Here is a 19931-nt window from a genome sequence, read left to right on the forward strand (position 1 = left end):
ATTGCGTTGGCGCCCGTCTACGGCTTGGCCGGATAGGCATACTGCGGCGCCGCTTTCTGCAGCCTCGCGCGCATGCCTTCCACATTCCGCTTGACGATCTCATAACGCGACGCCGCTGCCGGAAACCGCTTCACCAGGTCCGAGGTGCGCGCCATGAACATGGGATTGCGCTCCCGCACTCCGTCGAGGATAGCCTCGAACTTTGCCAGAAGGAAAAAGCCCTCGTTGTTGCAGTCTACGAACAACTCGGCGGATACTGTGCCGTGCAGCACCAGCGCCGCGGCCATCTCCCAGAACGAGAGCACCTGGCGGACATAGGCATTGTGCGGATCGGCCGGATTCATCGCGACATTGAAGTACTCCTCCGCGGTCGCCGGCCAAAACTCCCCGGCCACCCACGCGCGCGCCTTGCGCATAACCTCTTCCCGGCGCAAATCGTAAAGCTTCAAAATGATGTCGGCATCGGCGGGCGTAGCAAGCGAACTCTGCGGCAAGTGTTCCATTCATGGTCTCCGCTGACCATGGTAAAGGATGGGGCCGCTTGCCTGTTCCTGGGGACTCGTTCAGTCGGGGCACCGGCACGTATGCTTCCAGGTTCTAGGACACGGTGTGGCCGCCCTTAGGGCTGCGGACTGGGGATCGTCTGGACCAGTTCACGTGCAATCTCATCAGCGTTGAGGAACACGCGGGCCGGAATAAAACGGGGCAGCAGCACACCGGCAGCCGTTGTCTTCCCCGCCCCGTTGGGACCACCAAGAATGAAGATTTCCTTCGCGGTATCTGTCAACGTTGCGACTCTCCGCATCCAGCAATCCATTCCCCGATCCCTATTCCCTGCCTTTACGCCGGCTGCAACTCGTGCTTTTTGTCGCCCTTCTCCACCACCGGGCCGTGCGTTTCGGCCGTAGGCGGCGGCGGTGCATCGCCAATGCGCTTGGAGAACGTGCATACGACCGGTCCCTGCTGCTCCGGCTCGGCTGCCTTCTTCCCCTTCTTCTTCGGGGCTGCCGCTTCTTCCTCAGCGCCCTTCTTCTTGTTCGGGCACTCCAGGTAGATGCCGCTCTTCAACGTCTTTTCCAGCAGATAAGGATTGTTGCACTCGGGGCACTTCTCCGCCACCGGCTTGTAGTTCGACGTGAAGTCGCACTTGGGATAGTTGGTGCATCCCCAGAAGAGATTGCCGCGCTTGGCCTTGCGCTCCGCAATATCGCCCGTTCCGCACTTGGGGCACTTCATGCCTTCGATGATGTTCTGCTTGACGTATTTGCACTTGGGATAACCGGAGCACGATACAAACTCGCCATAGGCGCCCTGGCGCAGGACCAGAGGCTTGCCGCACTGCGGGCAGGCTTCGCCCGTAGGCTGCGGCGCGCTCTGCTTCTGCTGCTGCTTTGAGCTCAGCTTGCGGAAAGTCCTGCACGGCGGATCGGCGTTGTAGTCCGGGCACGCCATGAACATCCCAAACGGTCCGCGCCTGAGCACCATCACCTTGCCGCAGTTCTCGCAATACTCTTCCTGCTCGGCCGCATTCTCAGCTTCAGGCGTGTTGAGATCCGGCTTGTTGGCCGTGTTCTCCTTGGTGAACGTGCAGCTCGTCGGATCCTTCTTGTTGTAAGCCGAGCACGCATAGAAGCTGCCGAACTTGCCCCACTTGAGGAGCAGAGGCGACCCGCACAGATCGCACTTCTCGTCGGTCTTCTCTTCCATGCGCTTGATGTCTTCCATGTGCTTCTCGGCAACCTTGAGCTCTTTTTCAAAGTAGCCGTAGAAGCCCTTGAGAAGATCGGTCCACTTTTCCTTGCCTTCTTCAATATCGTCGAGCTCTTCCTCCAGCCTCGCCGTGTACTGCGTGTCGAAGATGTATGGGAAGTTCTTCACCAGTAGATCGCATACCACCATTCCGATCTCCGTCGGATAAAACCGGCTGCTGATCTTGGTCACATACTCGCGATCCTGAATCGTCGTGATAATCGACGCATAGGTTGAGGGCCGTCCGATGCCGCGCTCTTCCAGCACCTTTACCAATGACGCTTCGTTGTAACGCGGCGGCGGCGACGTGAAGTGATCTTCCGCTGCGAGCTTCTCAAGCTCAAGCCGAGACACACCATCCAGGTTCGGCAGCTTGTTCTTCGACTCGTCTTCTTCGTCGCTGTTCTTGTCTTCGGCAACCTCGTACACCTTGAGAAAGCCGTCGAAGCGCAGCACCGAACCACTCACGCGGAAGTCATACGTCTTGCCCGTCTTTGCCGAAGCCGCGGCAATCCTGGCGGTCGTTATGTCAAACTGCGCCGGCGTCATCTGCGATGCTACAAAGCGCTGCCAGATCAGTCGATACAGCTTCAGTTGCTCATCGGTCAGATACTTCGCCACTGAGTCCGGCGTATGTGACGCATCGGTGGGACGAATCGCTTCGTGCGCATCCTGCGCGTCCTTCTTGCCTTTGTAGCTGTTTGGCGTTGCCGGCAGATAGTGCGAACCAAGGTTCTTGGTGATCCACTCGCGCGCGCTTTCCTTTGCTTCCGGCGATACGCGCGGCGAATCGGTACGCATGTAGGTGATCAGGCCCACCGGCCCTTCGCTGCCAATCTCCACGCCTTCATACAGCCGCTGCGCCACGCCCATGGTGCGGCGCACATTAAATCCCAGTTTGCTCGCCGCGTCTCGCTGCAACTGGCTGGTGATGAACGGAGCCAGCGGCCGGCGCTGCTGCTGGCGCGACTCCACTGACACCACCGACCACTTCGCGTCCTGCAGAGCGGACACCACTTCATCCATCGACTTCTTGTCAGGCAGCGCGCTGGCGATGAACTGATCCTTGCCCTCTTTGTCGGTGCCGTTGGCAACACGAACCGGTTCGCCGTCGATACCTACAAAACGCGCCTTGAACTTTCCGTCGGCCTGCTTCTCAGGATGGAGAAACGCGTCCAGCGTCCAGTACTCAACCGGCTTGAAATTGCCAATCTCGCGCTCGCGTTCCACAATCAGGCGCACTGCCACCGTTTGCACCCGGCCGGCAGACAGTCCACGCCGCACCTTGTCCCACAGCAGGGGAGATATCTGATAACCCACCAGGCGATCGAGCACACGACGCGTCTGCTGCGCGTCCACCAGGTTCTGATCCACCTCGCGCGCATGCTGAAACGCATCCTGCACGGCCTTCTTGGTGATCTCGTTGAAGGTTACGCGCTGGATCTTCTGCTTCTCTTTTGCCGAAACACCGAGCTGCAGCGCCAGGTGATACGCAATCGCTTCGCCTTCGCGATCAGGGTCAGGCGCCAGAAAGATGTGATCGGCTTTTGACGCGGCCTTCTTCAATTGGCTGACGACCTTCTCCTTGCCCGGAGACACAACCAGCGTCGGCTCAAACGTCCGCTTCTTCAGCTCTACGCCAATATCGTTTTTGGGCAGGTCCATGATGTGCCCGACTGAGGCGAGCACTTCGAAGTCCTTGCCAAGATATTTTCCAATCGTCTTCGCTTTCGCGGGCGACTCGACGATTACCAGTGATTTGCTCATTGCCATCCTTATTACTACACCAACCCCGCCACGGGCCTGTTGGACTCGCTTGTGAGGGTTGCGTCTCTCTTGTGATTACGCGGAGTGCCTGAAGGTTTCAAGTCCGCGTGCATCAAAGGGGCCCCGGCCCGTTCTGCTTTGTGTTGGCCGTGAAACTTGGAAGCTATCACGGAAGCCGCTTGCGTTTCCAGTCACAGCACCGCATTCTGCCCCTTTCGAACCACGCGGGAGTACGCGTAAATCATGCAGTCTGCAAACGTTGCATTCAAATCTGACCAACTCCACGTTATTTGCTCACCGGCTCCGCGTGAGAGCGATTGCGAGTATTCCGAATGGACGCATGCACCTTGATCAACGTTTGCACAGGAGCGCGAGTCCACTCGCCCGCTCAACACGAAAATGCTGTCGTGCTCACCCCATCACACGTACGTAGTTCTTGCCGGGAAGCTGCCGTACGCGGCCTGCGATCTCCAGTTCAAAAAGGGCCGTAAACACTTCGCTGGAGGTCAGTTGCGTTTCGAGGAGCGAAAGGATTTCATCGATCTGCAGCGATTCGTCCGCCCGCAGTCTCTCCAGCACCATGGCTTCTTCAGGCCGCAAGGGCGGATCAGCCAACAAGGATGCGCCAGACCCGGGTTTGGATGCAACTGAAGAACTACCCTCTAATTCGATGCGCACGTCGGAAGGAAGTTCCTCCCACACGTCTTCCCATGTGCCTGTCAGCTTGGCGCCCTGCTTTATCAACGTGTTCGGCGTCCACGAGTTCTTGCTCGTCACGTTGCCAGGCACCGCAAACAATTCGCGATTCTGCTCCTCCGCGCAGCGCGCCGTCACGCGCGTTCCGGAGTTCTCACTGGCCTCTACAACCAACACGCCAATGCTGACGCCACTGATAACGCGGTTGCGCCGCGGAAAATTCTGCGGCGCTGGAAACGTCCCAATCGGCACTTCGCTCACAATGGCTCCGCCGAAGTCCAGGATCTGCTCCGCAAGCTTCTTGTTCTCTTTGGGATAAATCACGTCGATGCCGGTGCCCCACACCGCCACGGTGGGCATGCGGGCGACCAGCGCTCCCTTGTGCGCGCAGGTGTCCACGCCCCGCGCCATGCCGCTCACAATCAGCAGACCGCGCGCGCTCAGATCGCGAGCCAGCATCTCCGCCACTCCGCTCCCATACGGAGAGGGGTGGCGCGTGCCCACGATTGCCAGGAGAGGGCGCGCCAGCAGCGACACGTCTCCACGCACCCAAAGCACCGGGGGAGGATCGTAGATCTCACGCAGCCTCTCAGGATAGGCCTGGCATCCGTACGTCAGGATCCCCGCGTTCTCCTGGGCGGTGGCAGCCCATTCAGCTTCGGCAGCTTTGCGCGCTTTGCCCTCAAAAAGGAACTGTGCCGCCGACGCGGGAATCCGCAGTGCCTCCAACCCCGTCAGCGGCAGTTCGAAGAGCTGGGCCGGATTGCCCAGCAGGCGCATGGCTTCCACGCTCCGCCGCGGTCCCATGCCGGGCGTCAGCGCCATCGCCAGCCACGCCAGCCGGCTCTCGTCCAGCGGCCCCTCTCCCGCAGCCGCGATGTTCGCCGTCGATATCGATGTGGTCATTCCATCGCACAATACCGCACTGGTAAGCCACTCGCGCGTGACGTACCTCACATATCTCCGGTGAACTGAAGGCGACTCCTGGCCCCTCACGGCGAAGCCGGGGGCAGCCTCATTCCGTAATCAAGGACTTCCCTTCCTGCCCGTCTCCGGCATCTCCCCGCATCATCGCCCGCAACGCTCTGGCGATCACAAATGGAAACTGCTCCGGATCCGACATGATACGGGGATACACCAGCAGACTGGCCCGCCGCTCGACCGTCCGCCCCTGTTCATCTTCCAGGGTTGCAATGATTTCGACGCCTTCGCAGGTCGGCGTGTGCGCGCTCGGCCCCAGCGACTCGTAGAGCAGACGAAGCAGCTTGTATCTGCGGGGAAGCATTCCCTCGATCTTGCCCCAGGCAAGCACCGCTCACCTGTGACGCAGATCACTCCACTGCGGCTTCCGCATCCGGCGCCGGAACAACCCCACACCCCGCGCCCGACGCCCGCCGAGCCGATCTGAGGCTGCTTCCACTTCCCGGTCAGCCCAACTTCCCCAGAGAGCTGAGATGCGCCTCGCATTCCGCAACCCCCTCCTCCACCCGCAGCGAGCCATACAAGACCCGCGCCTCTTCCCACAGAGCCCGGGCCTGCTCTCGATTCCCAGCGGCCTCCTGCAGCAGCGCAAAGGGTCGAACTGTATTCGCCAGATCCAGAATCCGCGTCTCGTAGCTGCCCCGGTAAGCGTTCAACGCCTCCTCATACAGCGGCTGAGCCCGCGCCAATTGCGTCTCTTCCATCCACACATCCGCAATATGGCGAACAGCATGGGCACACGCCAGCGCGTCCCCCTGCTGGCGATACTTTGCAGCCGCTTGCGCATAACACGAGCGCGCCTCCTCGCGGTCGCCCCGCGCCCGCGCACTTCTGGCCTGAGAAACCCACTCTGACCCAGTCGGCATGCCCGTAGAGTACACCTGAATCTCCACAGATTCGGGACCGAAATCCCAACCTGGCGCCGCAAATCGCTCTCCAACTCCTAAGACTATAGTTGACAAATCCGCACCTCCAGGCACATACTCCTAAGACATTAGGAGAAGCGGTATGACATCTCCCACTCCGAAGTCCGGTTTCACCCCCCTCGAGCTCCGCATCATGCAGGTCATCTGGAAGCTCGGCGGCAGCTCCGTCACCGCCGTTCAGGCCGAACTCGACCCGCCTCTTGCGTACACAACCGTGCAGACGGTGCTCAACATCCTCGAGCGCAAGGGCAAGCTCCGCCGCGAATTGCAGGGACGCGCCTACGTCTACTCCGCGCGTGTGACCGAAGACAATGCCCTGGGCCAGAGCCTGCGCGACTTGATTGACCGCATGTTCGGCGGCTCCAGTGAAGAGCTCGTGATGAGCCTGCTGAAGAACCGCCACATTGACGCACAGCGTCTGGAGAAGCTCACTCGCCAATTCAAAACCGGAGATACCGAATGATCCGTCTCGAATCTCTCCTCGTCGCCTATGTCTTCAACTCGCTGTGGCAGGTGCCGCTCGCCTGCATTGCTGCCGCGCTGGCCGCACGCACGCTCCGGCAGGCAGGCGCACACGCCCAGCATCGCGTCTGGGTCGTGGGGCTCTTGGCGGGAGCTCTCTTCCCTGCCCTCTCCCTGCTGCCTCTCGACCAGGCTCATCTTGGATGGATGTTCGCCGCCTCTGCGCATCCGGCCGTGCAGGGCGAGGTGTCGATCCAGATGGGCCCGGGCACCGGTTATGGCGGCCTGTGGCTCCCTCCCGCAGTCTTGCGCTCTGTCGTTCTGGCCTACTGCGCGCTGCTGGTTTGGTTCGTGCTGCGTTTCGCCTGGCGATGTGTGCGCGTCTCCTCGCTGCAACGTGAAAGCAGGCCGCTCTCGCTCGACGCCCGCCAGTCGCAAATACACGGCGAGTATTCCAGCGGAACAGCGGTAGCCCGTGTCCTCGTCGCCGAATCGCCACACGTCTTTGCGCCGGTTGCGGTAGGGATTCGCAGAAAAGCGATCCTCCTGCCCTGTGCATTCTCTGAACGCCTCGCGCCGGCTGACTTCGACATGGTTCTCGCCCACGAGTTCGCGCACCTTCGCCGCGACGACTTCCTCAAGAACCTCTGCTATGAGCTCATTGCCCTTCCGGTGAGCTATCACCCGCTCTTCTGGCTCATCCGGCAACGGCTTATGGAAACCCGCGAGATGGTCTGCGACGAACTGGCCGCCCAGGTCTCCGGCAAGCCCGCCTATGTCCAATCCCTCCTGCGGCTGGCCTCGTTGCTCGTCGAAGGCCTTGCCCGCCCCCTTCCCCACGGCGTCGGCGTGTTCGATGCCAACACCCTCGAAAGGAGACTTATGAAACTCACCCGGAACGCGCCCTCCATCGGCCACGCACGCAGGGCCGCACTCGTCGCCCTCACGCTGGTTCTCGCTGCGGGCGCCGCAACATCCGCCCTGGCGCTTCGCCTGTCGCTCGATCCCGCCGCGCTCTCTGCGGAGGGCTCCTCCAACGCCCCGCCGGAAATCGTCCGGCCCGACGTTCTTGCCCGCAACGCGATCAGCAAGGTCCCGCCCGTCTATCCGCCTGACGCCAAAAAAGCCCACATCCAGGGTGTGGTTGTACTCGACACCGTCATCGGCAAGACCGGCGACGTGGAAAACCTGAAAGTGGTCTCAGGCCCGAAAGAGTTGCAGCAATCGGCTCTCGACGCGGTCCGCCAGTGGAAGTACAAGCCATTCCTCGTCAACAGCAGTCCAGTCGAAGTGAAATCCACCATCAACATCACCTACTCATTGCATAAATAGCCAGACGTTAGCCCCAGGTCACAGCTTTGAGGGACCTGGGGCTGACCGTTCCTGGCGCTGCTTCGGTTCTCATTGGAGCCGCTGCACTCCGGCGGGTGAAGGCGTCGCTCGGGTCCTGGTCACTTTTGCTGCCGGCCGCTTCACTCGTCCTGGGCCAGGCGCCGGCTGTTCAGATGAATATGGCCCAGCGCACCCCAGACCGCCCGGGGCACAAACTCGAACGCAAGGTCCGAACCCACCGTGCCCAGCAGGTTATAGTTCCCCATGCGGAACGCGTCCTTGGCCCCGTATCGGTCGGGATACCAGCCGTAGGTCGCCGTCATTGTTGCCGCATACGGCGCAACCAGGTTGGGAAACGAGAACACCTGCCGTCCGTCTGACCAGCGCCGCGCAATCAGTGCGGAGAGCCCGGCGTGGCGCAGTCTGGCAGGCACTCCGTTGCACCTGCACCGGTGATACGACGTGTCCTGCTTCAGCGCCACCGCCAGCCCCAGGCGCGTCGTGTTCGCCACCGCCGTGATCCCCATATTCGATCCAAACCGCTTCCCCAGCGCACCCGCCCCCTGATGCCAATCAGGGGGATTGTCAGTGCCCTGGTGGATGGCAGCGGTAAAGGCAGCCATCATCAGCGGGTACGGACCCGCCGTGTCCATCACGTAGTAATGCATGAGCTTCCGGCCCGTGGGCGCTTTGCCTGCGGAGGAATCCGCCCCCCGCTCATCGGGGTCGGACGTTCCAGGCGCATCCGCACCCTGGGCCGCCAGCAAGGCCGCGCCTGCGAACAATGCCAGAAAAATCAGAATTCCGCGCCGAATGGGCATATCTGTCATTCGATGCAAGGGAACTCCTGACCCGCTGTTTATGGATCTCATCCGGCACGCCTGTGCCCAGGCCCGAGCCGCACCAGGCGCTTCCCTCGAGCAAAGGTCCTGCCCTCCCCTCCTCAAAAAAATCAGGGGATGCCGCACGCGGCACCCCCCGTTCACTGCGGCAGTTCAGGTTTAGAAGTTGTACTTCAGCGCTACCTCGATGACCCGGCGGCCCGTCTCGTACGCAGGCACGCCCGTGGTTCCGCGCGCGGCCGTGTTCGTGTTGCCGCCGCCCGCATCGCACGTCGGAGTCGTGGTGCCGGAGGTGGTCGAATTGCAACCCATCTGCAGGTTGACATCCGAGCCAAGTCCGAACTGCGGCACCGCATGGTTGAGGAAGTTGAACGCCGAAGCGCGGAACTGGACGTTCTGCGACTCGTGTATACGGAAGGTCTTCGCCATCGCCAGATCGCTTACGAAGAACTTCGGTCCAGTGATGTCCGGCCAGATCGCCTGGCCATTCACGCCCATCGTCGTGGGAGTCTCAAAGCAGCCCGGGTTGAAGCGTTGCCCTGACATCTTCGTCGCGCGCGGATCGCACGTCAGGTAAGGCATCAGCGGCTCTGATGGCGTGCCCAGGTAGTAGTTGTTGCCCGCCGAACCCGTCCACTGAACATTCAGGTTGCCCTGCGTGTTCGGCTGAATGGGAGCGCCGCTCTGCACCTGGGTGTCGCCGGAGAGATCCCAGCCGTTCGTGAATTCCTTCACCAGCCCGTTCTGGACAGGCGCGCCCGGCAGGTGAATCACGTAGGCTGCGTTGAAGATGTGGGTGTGGTCATAGGCCAGCGGACCGTAGTTCGCCCGCAGGCTGTACGGATTGACCATGGCGCCGTCGCCGTTGCCATTGTCGCTCTGTCCATCGCGGATGCCGAGCACCTTCGACCACGTGTAGTTGATCAGGAAGTTGGCCCGGCCCGTCTGCTTCTGCAGAGCCGCAACCATGCCGTTGTAGTTGGAGTAGCTGCCGTGCTGGATCACGTTCAGCACGCCGTAGTCTTTGTAAGGCCGATAGCCCGCGTAATACGCAGCACCCGAAGTGGCGCAATTGCCGGCGTTGCAAGCCATTTGCCACAGGTTCTGACCATCGTTCGGAGCGCCCGGCAGGTTGTACGTTCCCCACATCGCGCCTACGGGAATTTTGTTGATGTTGGAGTAGAAGCTCTCCCCTGACCCGTTACCGGTGAAGAGAGCGTTGCGCGTCGCGTTGCCGATGTACTGCAGTTCGAACACCGTGTGCCCAGGCATCTCCTGGTCCACCATGGCTACCCAGTTCATCGTATAAGGTGTCTTGTTCTCGCCCTTCATGATGCCGTCCACACCGCTCGGGCATGTGCCGCCGCTGTACGCGCTGTTGGGCTGCGACGGGCTCGCACCCACCGGCAGAGCGCACCATGTGCCCGACGTCGGAGCAAAACCGGCCAGCGCCGCAAACGACTCCGTCGAAGGCGTGGTGATGGTCTTCACGTCATACGAGGGATTCAGAGCCGGGTCCACGTCGCCCTCAGAGAATTGCCACCGGTACAAACCGAAACCGCCGCGGATGACCGTCTTGCCGTTGCCGAACGCGTCAAACGCCGCACCTACGCGAGGATCAGGAAGCAGCAGCGGCGACTTGAACCCCGAGATCGGAATCGAGTTATCGATCTGATGCCAGCGCATGCCCGGGAAGTCGTTGCTCGGAACTCCCTGGTTGCCGTTCGAGTCTGCCGCGTACGCTGTCGGATCCCACACCGCCAGGCCGGGGCCGGACAGCGGATACCACGCACCGTCGTGATCGAAGCGCACCCCATAGTTCAGCGTCAGCCTCGTCGTCGCGTGCCAGGTGTCCTGCGCGTAGACGGCCCACTCATGGAACGCCATGTCGTGGATCGGCGCATCGGCCACCTGGGTTTCCCCATCGGTGTGACCAATCAGCATGTCGGCAAACGGGTTGTTGGTGGTGTACTGCGAATAGTTGTCGAAGTCGATCGCGCCCTGCGACCAGTTGCCATATCCGGTGGTCTGGATCTGGTGGTTATCGTCCCAGAAGAAACCCGCCTTCAGGCTGTGGCGCCCCAGAACCTTGGTGAAGTTGTCCTGGAACGAGGTGATCATCTTCTTGTTGCCATAGCCATTGCCGAAGCCCTTGATCGCCGGCGGCGTATACAGGCCGGAGAAGCTGCCGGTGTTGTTGCCGGTGTTCGAGCCCCAGCTGATGATGTTCGGAAGCTGGTCGAATGCGTTGGCCGCCGGCTGCCCGAATGGGTTGTAGTTGGTGAAGCCAGCCGCCGCGGCCGTCATTGCAGTCGGATCCGCGTATACCGGCGGGAAGGTGAAGTAGCTGTACGAGTAGCTCAGTTCGTTGGTGCTGGTGGGGCTCACGATACGCGTGTAGTTCGCCGTCCACAGCTTGGCCAGCGTGTTGGCGTGGAGTTGCGACGGTGAAGGAGATGCAAACCCCGGCGTCCACCAGATGCCAAAATTGTTGATGTCCGCTTCGTTCTGCTGCGTGTACACCACTGAGAACTTGTCTCTCTCGGTGGGGTTGAAGTCCACGCGGCCGCGAACTTCCCAGCGGTTCACCGGAGCATTGTCGAGGAACTGGTAGTTGTAGCCGTTGTGCGTTGCCGGATCGACGTTCGGCGGGTGAATCTTGTTCAGGTACGTCATCAGCGCCTGCCCATCGGGATCGATGCGCGACCTGTTGACCAGCATGCCGTTATTCCAGTCCGCAAAACCCGCCTGGCCGGTCCCTGTACCGCAATAGCTGGTCCAGTTCGGCGCATTCGCGCAGGGAACCTGTGCCGAAGGCCACCAGGTCGAGCCCGATGACTGCTGACCCGGCAAGGTCGCGGCGCTGAAATCGCCGTTGATCATCGCCTGCGTCGGCGTCACAAGATAGTGCAGCGTCGGAAACGGGTTCTGGTACATCTTTTCAAAACCCGCGAAGAAGAACAGTTTGTCGTGCAAACGATGCCCGAAAAACGGAATCGGACCGCCAAGCGTGCCGCCGGGATAAAACTGGTGGTCCATCGGACGCGTCGCGCCCGGATTCGCCGCCTTGTAGTACGCGTCGTTGGCGTTCGCCTGCCAGTCACGGCCATAGATGTACGCATCGCCGTGATACTTCGCGGTGCCGGACTTGCTGGTGATCTGGATGATCGTCGGACCGCGCGGCGTGTCGGCGCCAAACGCTGCGTTCAGATAGGTGAATTCAGCAGTCGTGTCCTGGTTCACGTTCGCAATCTGCGTGCCCATGTTGCCCACGTCCACAAGGCCGGCGCCATCGAGCGTCATCTGCATGCCGCCGTAAGGCTGCGTGCCGCTGGCTGAAAACTGGCCGATCGGACCGCTGTTGGTCTGCGTCGTCTGGCTGCTGAACTCGCTCTGGCTCAGGCCCGTATTCATCGCCATGCCCGGCATGAACTTCACCAGCTCGGCGGCGTCGCGGCCCTGGATCGACATGTTCTCAACCATGTCCTGGTTGATCGTCGTGGTGCTGGCGCCGGAGTCGGTCGGGATCACGGCCGCCTCCGACGCGGTCACTTGCACCTGCTCCTGCGAACCCGCGATACCCAGTTGCAGGTTCGGAATTCCATGATCCTCACCCGCGTGGATGATGATCTCGGTCGCCTTGAAGGCGTTGAACCCCGTCGCGGTAATCGTCAGGTCATACGTGCCCGGCGGAACCGCCGCGAAGTTGAAGAAACCGGTTCCGTTCGACGTGGTGGTGCGCTTGTCGTGCGTCGCGGTGTTCTCGAGCGTTGCATTTGCGTTGGGGATTACGGCTTGGCTCTTGTCCTGAACGGTGCCGCTGATCGTGCCCGTTGCACGCTGCGCAATGGCAGCGGGAACAAGCAAGGTCAGCACCATCAAAAACAAGGCCGGGAGATAAAGACAGGAGGAGATTTCACGAAGGATACACCGCGAAATCGAGCGCTGGGGGTGATGCATCATTGTCCTCTTAATGTGTGATCAAAGATAATACCGGCTCACACGCCTGCAGGCAGGCTTGGAGTCAACGAGGTTCGATATCACAATCTGACATTCAACAACGTTCTAGCCTTTGTTTACGCGCAGATATGAATGTCGTAACGCGATGGTAACGATATCTTGCGCCAATCACGATTGTCAAATTCAAGTGAACCTGCAAGCAGAGGAAGCAGGAAGATCGAACCAACTACGGGGAGCGCTCGGTTTTACTGTTTCGTTAATGCCTTCGAGCGTCACGTTAGACGCGCCCCGCAGCACTCCGGTTGCCCTCTCCCAGTCCCGTTTCCCGCATTGAGAGAAAATCCCTGGCGGACCCGCGGAAGGGTCCCGCATCCCGGTCCAAACACTCCACCCCGGCGACAGGGTCGGAAACCGCGAACCTCGATCACCCGGCACAACGTCACTCCGTATCCTCGCGACGAACTCCTCCCCATTGACGCGCACCCCCATCCCCGGTTTGGATAAAACCTGTGACCCGGCAAACCCCGCTTCCCGTGGACTCCCTCGTCCCGGACGTCCTCGCCTCGCTTGAACGCAATCCCAATCTCGTCGTTCAAGCCGAGCCCGGCGCCGGAAAAACCACCCGCATCCCACCGGCCCTGCTCCAGGTCGTGACCGGGGACGTGCTCGTTTTGGAGCCCCGCCGCATCGCCGCTCGCCTGGCCGCAAAGCGCGTCGCCTGGGAGCTCGGCGAAGAGCTGGGCAACACGGTCGGGTACCAGGTCCGCTTCGAACGCGTGGCCGGTCCCCGGACGCGCCTGCATTTCCTCACCGAGGGCGTGCTCACACGCCGCCTGGCCTCCGATCCGGAACTGCGCGGCGTCGACGCGGTCGTGCTGGACGAATTCCACGAGCGCCACCTCGACACCGATCTCGCCCTGGCCTTGCTCAAGCGCCTGCAGGAGCAAAGGCCCGCGCTCCGTCTCATCGTGATGTCTGCCACACTCGACGCCGCGCCCGTCGCACGGTTCCTCGGCGGTTGCCCGGTTCTGCACTCCGCCGGAAGGCTCTTCGACCTTTCGATTGAGCACTCCGATTATTCCGCCGCGCCGCTGCATGATCAGGTGAAAGACGCGTTGGCCTCCGCGCTTCCACGCGACGACTCCGGCGAGGTCCTCGTCTTTCTTCCGGGAGCCGCGGAGATTCGGCGCGCCGCAAGAGCTTGTGAGCCGGTTGCCCGTGCGTTTGGCCGGCTGCTGCTGCCTCTCCACGGCGATCTGCCTCCGGCTGAACAGGATCGCGCCGTAAGCCCTTCCTCGCAGCCCCGCGTAATTCTCTCCACCAATGTCGCGGAGAGCTCCATCACCATCGATGGCGTACGCACCGTCATCGACAGCGGCCTCGCGCGCCTGGCCTCCTGGTCCCCGTGGACCGGCCTGCCCACGCTACGCATCGGGCGCGTCAGCAAGGCCTCCGCGCGGCAGCGTGCCGGCCGCGCCGCGCGCACTGCACCGGGCCGGGCCATCCGCCTCTATTCGCAAATGGATTTTCAGGGACGGCCGGATTTCGAGTCGCCGGAAATCCTGCGCAGCGATCTCGCCCAGATGTGTCTCGCCCTGCGCGCCATGGGCATCGACAATCCGGATCGGATGGGCTGGCTCGACGTCCCGCCGGAACTCGCCGTCGCCAATGCCGAGCGGCTCCTCGATCGGCTCATCATCACCAGCCAAGACGCGCGTCGACTCATGCGCCTCCCTCTCCATCCCCGCCTGGCGCGGATGATTGAAACGGCGAGCCAGCGCGGCGCAGGCAAGCAGGCTTGCCTTGCCGCCGCGCTGCTCGGATCAGGCGACCGCGCCCAGCACAGCGACCTGCTTCCAGCCATCGACGAACCGCTCGGGGACGCGGCCCGGCAGCAGCTTCGCCATCTGCTGCGTCTGGTCAAGCCCGCCCCAACCGGGCATAACGCGGGGCACCACGACGATGCGCTGCTCCAGTCCGTGCTCATGGGCTTCCCCGATCGCGTCGCGCAGCGCAAAACCGGCAATCAGGTAATGCTGGGCAATGGAACCCCCGCCGAAATCGCCGGCGCCTCTCCACCCCCGCCGCTGCTCGTCGCGCTCGACGCCGAGGATCGCACCGAAAAGCCTCTCCCCCAGGTCCGCCTTTTTGCGCGCATCGAGCCCGAGTGGCTCCTCGACTTTTTCCCCGACCACGTCCGCGACGAGACCGTCGTCTTCTGGAACCGTCAGGCCGAGCGCGTGGACGCAGTGAGCCGCCTCGTTTACGACAGCCTTGTCCTTCAAGAATCCGCCACTTCCCTCCCCGATCCCGAGGCGGCCGCAACTCTGCTCGCCGAAAAAGCTCTCGAAGCCGGCATCTCCCGCTTTGTCGAGGAGGACCTGCTGCAGGATTTCGCCGGCCGCCTGGAGTTCGCCGGGATTGAGCCAGCACAGATCCCGGACAGCTTTCGCGAGTTCTGCCGCGGATACCGCAGCTTCGCCGAGTTGAAGACCGCGGGCGCCGGCTTCGTGTCCTGGCTCGAACAGAAATTCGAAACCCATCGCCTGCGCGAAAGCGCTCCCCGGACCCTCCGCCTCAAAGCCGGCCGGCAGGTCAAGATTCACTACCTGCCGGGAAAAACGCCTTGGATCGCTTCACGCCTCCAGGATTTCTTCGGCATGGAGGAGACGCCCCTGCTCGGTCCCCGACGCGTACCGGTGGTCCTGCATCTGCTCGCGCCCAGCCAGCGCCCGGTCCAGACCACCATCGACCTGGCCGGCTTCTGGCAGAGGCTCTACCCACAGGTGCGGCGTGAGTTGATGCGCCGCTACCCCCGCCACCCCTGGCCCGAGGATCACCGCGCCTGACCCCCTCCCCCCCCACCCCCCAGGCAAGTCCACCCAGACCTGTCCACCCAGACCTGTCCACCCAGACCTGTCCACCGAGGCAAGTCCACCCCCGTCCCGAGCCTGCTCTCCGGCTCTGTGACAGCCATCACAGAATCCACCTCCGCAATCTGCCACTCTGGTCAATGCTCTTAACCAGCGACCCGCCTTGTGGGGCCGGCTTTGTTTTTCTTGCTTTGGACCCCCCTCTCTTTTTCTTGCTTGGGGGCCGTCTCTGTTTTTCTTGCTGTTATTCCCGATACGGAATCTGCTGTTTCGGGCTGAATTGGCTCAACCGGATCGGCTCTTGACGACCCTCCGCAGACCAATTTCGCGACTGACTGAGAATCACACCAGAGTCTTCTCGCGTTAACCATATGCTTACTAAGTGCTCCTTTTTTTCAGCCTGCATGAATATACAAAAATTGCTTCAACTTCCTGATTTAATTGTATTTATGTCAAAACAAGAGACCCCGCCCACTTTCGCCCTGAACCCGAACATTTAGCGAAGTTCAGGCGAATCTCCAAATCCGCCACAGATAGGGAAATTTACCATTTGGTTATCCCGTTTAAACTGATCCTGTGGCTCCCTTGGCTCCGCCCCGTCTTCGCATCGCCGCCATCCGCTTCCTCAATCCCGCCCCGTTGATGTGGGACTTCGACCATCCTCCTCAGGCACAGGACCTCGCCCGCCGTTACCAGATCGACTGGATGCTCCCCTCCGAATGCGCTGACCGGCTGGCCGGCGGCACCGCCGACATCGGCCTCGTACCCATCGCCGCGCTTGCCGTCACCCCCGGGCTCCGCATCCTGCCCGGCTGCACCATCGCCTCCAAGGACCGCGTGCGGTCGCTGCTCCTGGTCCGCCGTGCCCATCAGCCCATTCAAGCCATCCGCACCGTCGCCGCCGACACCGCCAGCCGCACCACCATCGCCTACTCGCGCATCTTGTTTCACAAGTGGGGCAATCCCGGCGCAAAGTTCATCCCCATGGCCGCCGACCTCGACGCCATGCTCGAGCGCGCCGATGCCGCCATCGTGATCGGCGACCCCGCGCTGCTGGCCCTGGAAGAAGAGGCAAATCAGCTCGAGCGCACCGGCGAAGAGCTGGCCTATCACGATCTTGCGCACGAATGGCGCTCCCTGACCGGCCTGCCGTTTGTCTCCGCCCTCTGGGCCGTCGCTCCTGGGGTGGACGGATCCCGGCTCGACGAAATCGCAGCCGACTTCATCCGCTCCCGCGACCACGGCATGGCTCACATAGACGAGCTCGCCGCGGAGTGGTCGCAGCGCCTCCCTCTCGATGAGAGCACCATCCGCCGCTACCTCAGCGAGAACATCCACTACCTGCTGGATGAGGAGTGCATCGCCGGCATGGACGGATTCTTCCGGGCCGCTGCCGATGCGGGCGTGCTGCCGCGCTACCATCTCGCCGGCGCCTTGCCGGGCGTGGTCTCTTCCTGATTCCGCCTTCCGGCGTGGGGGCCACGGCTCACCGGCGCACTTTCATGAGCTGAAAACAACCTCGTCCCACGGTCGGCCATCCCATCTGTCAAGGTAGCAGTGTCTTGATCCCGTCTTCTTCTTCTCAGACCAGCCTCGGCCGGCGCACCGTTCTCCTCGTGGATGACGATCCCTTCCTGGCGTATTCCCGCAAGTTCGTGCTGGAGCGGGAGTTCAACGATGTTCTCCGCGCAACGGATGCCGCGGAAGCCTTCATTCGCCTCGATGAGCCGGGAGTTGCCGACCGGCTGCTGATGGTCATTGTGGCCCTCGGCCAGCCGGGCGTTGCCGGGCCGGCGTTTGTGAATGAGCTGACCTTCCGCATCTACGGAGTGCCCATCCTGGTGCTTGGCCGCACCGGCGAAGTCGCCCACGACTATCGCGGCGAACAGGTACACTTCCTGCCGCGCCACGCCACTCCCGAGGACGTTTTGGCCGGGGCGCTCGACATTCTGGCCCATCCTCACCCGAAAGTCGCCTGACCCCCCATCGCCTGAAGACCGAACGCCCCGGCGAGTGCTTGCTCCGCAGCTTATCGCGTCAGCAAAGATTCACTTGACGGGCACAGGTTGAAGCGCGTATTCGGTTCTCCACCCCCTCTCCATCAATGGTGTGAGGCACATCACTTGCAGAACGCCTAAGATGAGGAATAATGAAAACGGTGGCCCGTCCCCATCCGCGTTTTCAGAAATCTTCAGGGCCGGAGCCTCAAGGATTTGGCGCACCCCGCAGGCGCGCCCGGCCCGCGATCGGCCCCTCGGTTCTCAAGTCTCTGAAATCGCAAGTTGAAGCCGCTGGGGGCGACCAGCCTGCGAGAATGGTCTTGGAGCTCTCATGGCAACATTCGGAAGTCTTGCCCTCATAGTTGCGTTGGCGCTTGCCGCCTATAATCTGTTCGCCGGAGCCATATCGCTGCGCCTTCTGGCCACTGGGCAGCCCGCGCGGGTGCCTCCGGAGCGATTGGCGGACACCGCCCGCCGCGCCGGAATCGCCGGTTTCCTGGCGGTCACGGCCGCGGCTTTCGCCCTCGTATACTCCGCGCTCACCAACGATTTCTCCATCACCTACATCGTGGAGCACTCCAATCGCGCCCTCGACCTCAAGTACAAGTTCGCGGCGCTGTGGAGCGGTCAGGAAGGCTCGCTACTGCTGTGGGCCTGGCTCCTCGGCATCTACGGATTCATCCTCCGCCTTCGCCACAAAACCGACGTCAAGCTCTTTGCCTACGCCGGAACGATCCTGGCCGGCATTCAGGTCTTCTTCCTCGCCATCTTGAACTTCGCGGCACCGCCCTTTTCGGTGCTCAAGGGCAGCATTCCCACCGATGGCAACGGCCTTAATCCCCTGCTGCAATATCCCGAGATGGTGATCCATCCGCCCATGCTGTATCTCGGCTACGTGGGCTTCTCCGTTCCCTTCGCCTTTGGCCTGGGCGCGCTCATGATGCGCTACCCCGGCGAGAAGTGGATCAAAATCACTCGGATCTGGACTCTCGTCACCTGGCTGTTTCTCTCCTGCGGCGTCTTCCTCGGAATGCACTGGGCTTACGCCGTGCTCGGTTGGGGCGGCTACTGGGGATGGGACCCCGTCGAAAACGCCAGCTTCATGCCCTGGCTCGCCGGCACCGCCTTCCTCCACTCCGTCATGATGCAGGAGAAGCGCGGGATGATGAAGCAGTGGAACATGTGGCTGATCTTCACCACGTTCTTCCTCGCCATCTTCGGTACCTTTCTCACCCGCAGCGGCGTGGTCAGTTCCGTACATGCCTTCGCGCAATCGGGTATCGGCGTGTGGTTTGTCTGGTTCCTTGCGATTACTGCCGCTGTCTGCGTCGCCTTCTTCATCTTGAATTACAAGCATCTCCGGACGGAGAACCACCTCGAGTCACTGATCTCGCGCGAATCGAGCTTCCTCTTCAACAACCTTCTGCTTCTGGTTTCCTGCTTTGCGGTCTTGTGGGGAACGCTGTTTCCCGTCATCTCCGAAGCTGTCACCGGATCGAAGGTCACTGTCGGCGCTCCCTTCTTCAATCGCGTGAACGTCCCGATCGCCATGTTCCTTCTTGTGCTGACCGGCATCGGCCCACTGCTGGCCTGGCGTAAGACATCGCTCGACGCGCTGCGCCGCAATTTCCTCATGCCCGCTGTCATTACCGTTGTCGCCCTCATTGTTCTTATGGCAATGGGTATGCACCCCTGGCAGGAAGAGATCTCCGGTCTCTATTCGCTGATGGGCGTTGCGCTTTCCATCTTCGTGATTGCCACCGTGGCTTCCGAGTTCTACCGCGGCGGCCGTGTCATCGCCGGCAAGCAGCACACCAACGTCGTCGCCGGCATGGTGCAACTCACCCGCCGCAACACCCGTCGTTACGGCGGCTACATCGTCCACCTCGGGGTCGTGATTATCGTTATCGGCTTCTGCGGCGCGGCGTTTAACCAGGACAAGGAGCAGGAGCTTCCCAATGGCAAGTCGATGACCATCGGCTCTTACACCCTCACCAGCCGCCTTGCCACTCAGGACGACAACGCCAATTACGAGAGCGAAGCCGCCGTCGTCGACGTGTACAAGCATGGCAAGCAGATCGATACCCTTTACCCGGAGCGCCGCGTCTATCACGCCACCAACCAGCCTGCGACGATGGTGGCGAATCGTTCGACCCTGCGCGAGGATCTTTACGTCGTTTACGCCGGCTCCTCTGAGACCGGACATCCGATTCTCAAAGTCCACTTGAACCCGCTCGTCATGTGGATCTGGATCGGCGTATGGTTCATCATCGCCGGAACTGGAATCGCTCTCGTACCCAACATGCAGACGGTTCGCGTCATGGCGCCCGTTCGCGCCACCGC

At 61.7% G+C, this 19931-nt stretch carries 14 protein-coding genes; 6 read left to right on the forward strand and 8 right to left on the reverse strand.

The window, feature by feature from the left end:
* Window positions 1-17: 17 nt before the first annotated feature.
* The 6 genes from VGL22_RS19295 to VGL22_RS19320 form a co-directional block, all read right to left on the reverse strand.
* Window positions 18-503 (reverse strand): DUF4760 domain-containing protein, encoded by a 486-nt coding sequence (locus VGL22_RS19295; protein ID WP_465268588.1) that lies wholly within the window; start codon window positions 501-503, stop codon window positions 18-20.
* A 116-nt stretch (window positions 504-619) separates the two neighbouring features.
* Window positions 620-787: a hypothetical protein gene (locus VGL22_RS19300; RefSeq protein ID WP_465268589.1), complete on the reverse strand. Its 168-nt coding sequence runs from the start codon at window positions 785-787 to the stop codon at window positions 620-622.
* A gap of 53 nt (window positions 788-840) precedes the next feature.
* Window positions 841-3516 (reverse strand): type I DNA topoisomerase, encoded by a 2676-nt coding sequence (gene topA / locus VGL22_RS19305; RefSeq protein WP_465268590.1) that lies wholly within the window; start codon window positions 3514-3516, stop codon window positions 841-843.
* A gap of 411 nt (window positions 3517-3927) precedes the next feature.
* Window positions 3928-5169 (reverse strand): DNA-processing protein DprA, encoded by a 1242-nt coding sequence (gene dprA / locus VGL22_RS19310; protein ID WP_465268591.1) that lies wholly within the window; start codon window positions 5167-5169, stop codon window positions 3928-3930.
* 58 nt (window positions 5170-5227) lie between these two features.
* A complete protein-coding gene (locus tag VGL22_RS19315; protein WP_465268592.1) occupies window positions 5228-5497 on the reverse strand; it encodes a hypothetical protein in 270 nt (89 codons plus the stop codon).
* A 142-nt stretch (window positions 5498-5639) separates the two neighbouring features.
* Window positions 5640-6074, reverse strand: coding sequence for a hypothetical protein (locus VGL22_RS19320; protein WP_465268593.1), 435 nt, complete (start codon window positions 6072-6074; stop codon window positions 5640-5642).
* A 127-nt stretch (window positions 6075-6201) separates the two neighbouring features.
* Between VGL22_RS19320 and VGL22_RS19325 the strand changes: the two genes are divergently transcribed.
* Window positions 6202-6582 (forward strand): BlaI/MecI/CopY family transcriptional regulator, encoded by a 381-nt coding sequence (locus VGL22_RS19325; protein ID WP_465268594.1) that lies wholly within the window; start codon window positions 6202-6204, stop codon window positions 6580-6582.
* Window positions 6579-7913: a M56 family metallopeptidase gene (locus VGL22_RS19330; protein WP_465268595.1), complete on the forward strand. Its 1335-nt coding sequence runs from the start codon at window positions 6579-6581 to the stop codon at window positions 7911-7913. Before VGL22_RS19325 ends, VGL22_RS19330 begins: the two co-directional genes overlap by 4 nt.
* 140 nt (window positions 7914-8053) lie before the next feature.
* Here VGL22_RS19330 and VGL22_RS19335 read toward each other — a convergent pair whose 3' ends face one another.
* Window positions 8054-8743, reverse strand: a complete 690-nt coding sequence (locus tag VGL22_RS19335; RefSeq protein WP_465268596.1) for a hypothetical protein — start codon at window positions 8741-8743, stop codon at window positions 8054-8056.
* 171 nt (window positions 8744-8914) lie between these two features.
* Window positions 8915-12622 (reverse strand): carboxypeptidase-like regulatory domain-containing protein, encoded by a 3708-nt coding sequence (locus tag VGL22_RS19340; protein WP_465268597.1) that lies wholly within the window; start codon window positions 12620-12622, stop codon window positions 8915-8917.
* A 602-nt stretch (window positions 12623-13224) separates the two neighbouring features.
* Between VGL22_RS19340 and VGL22_RS19345 the strand changes: the two genes are divergently transcribed.
* The 4 genes from VGL22_RS19345 to VGL22_RS19360 form a co-directional block, all read left to right on the forward strand.
* Complete coding sequence (locus tag VGL22_RS19345; protein ID WP_465268598.1) at window positions 13225-15564, forward strand: ATP-dependent helicase C-terminal domain-containing protein; 2340 nt, start codon at window positions 13225-13227, stop codon at window positions 15562-15564.
* A 609-nt stretch (window positions 15565-16173) separates the two neighbouring features.
* A complete protein-coding gene (locus tag VGL22_RS19350; protein WP_465268599.1) occupies window positions 16174-17046 on the forward strand; it encodes a menaquinone biosynthetic enzyme MqnA/MqnD family protein in 873 nt (290 codons plus the stop codon).
* Between the two features lie 104 nt (window positions 17047-17150).
* The gene (locus tag VGL22_RS19355) at window positions 17151-17567 is read left to right on the forward strand and encodes a response regulator transcription factor (protein WP_465268600.1); all 417 of its coding nucleotides are present in this window, start codon (window positions 17151-17153) and stop codon (window positions 17565-17567) included.
* A 352-nt stretch (window positions 17568-17919) separates the two neighbouring features.
* Window positions 17920-19931, forward strand: a 2012-nt coding sequence (locus VGL22_RS19360; RefSeq protein ID WP_465268601.1) for a heme lyase CcmF/NrfE family subunit, incomplete at its 3' end; no start/stop codon positions are given.

It is taken from the genome of Occallatibacter sp., assembly GCF_036502485.1.
Lineage (GTDB): Bacteria > Acidobacteriota > Terriglobia > Terriglobales > Acidobacteriaceae > Telmatobacter.

Excerpts from the sequence above, each read along its gene's own strand:
- VGL22_RS19295 (WP_465268588.1), bottom strand. The coding sequence starts at position 503 with ATGGAACACTTGCCGCAGAGTTCGCTTGCTACGCCCGCCGATGCCGAC.
- topA (WP_465268590.1), bottom strand. The coding sequence starts at position 3,516 with ATGAGCAAATCACTGGTAATCGTCGAGTCGCCCGCGAAAGCGAAGACG.
- VGL22_RS19315 (WP_465268592.1), bottom strand. The coding sequence starts at position 5,497 with ATGCTTCCCCGCAGATACAAGCTGCTTCGTCTGCTCTACGAGTCGCTG.
- VGL22_RS19325 (WP_465268594.1), top strand. The coding sequence starts at position 6,202 with ATGACATCTCCCACTCCGAAGTCCGGTTTCACCCCCCTCGAGCTCCGC.
- VGL22_RS19330 (WP_465268595.1), top strand. The coding sequence starts at position 6,579 with ATGATCCGTCTCGAATCTCTCCTCGTCGCCTATGTCTTCAACTCGCTG.
- VGL22_RS19335 (WP_465268596.1), bottom strand. The coding sequence starts at position 8,743 with ATGACAGATATGCCCATTCGGCGCGGAATTCTGATTTTTCTGGCATTG.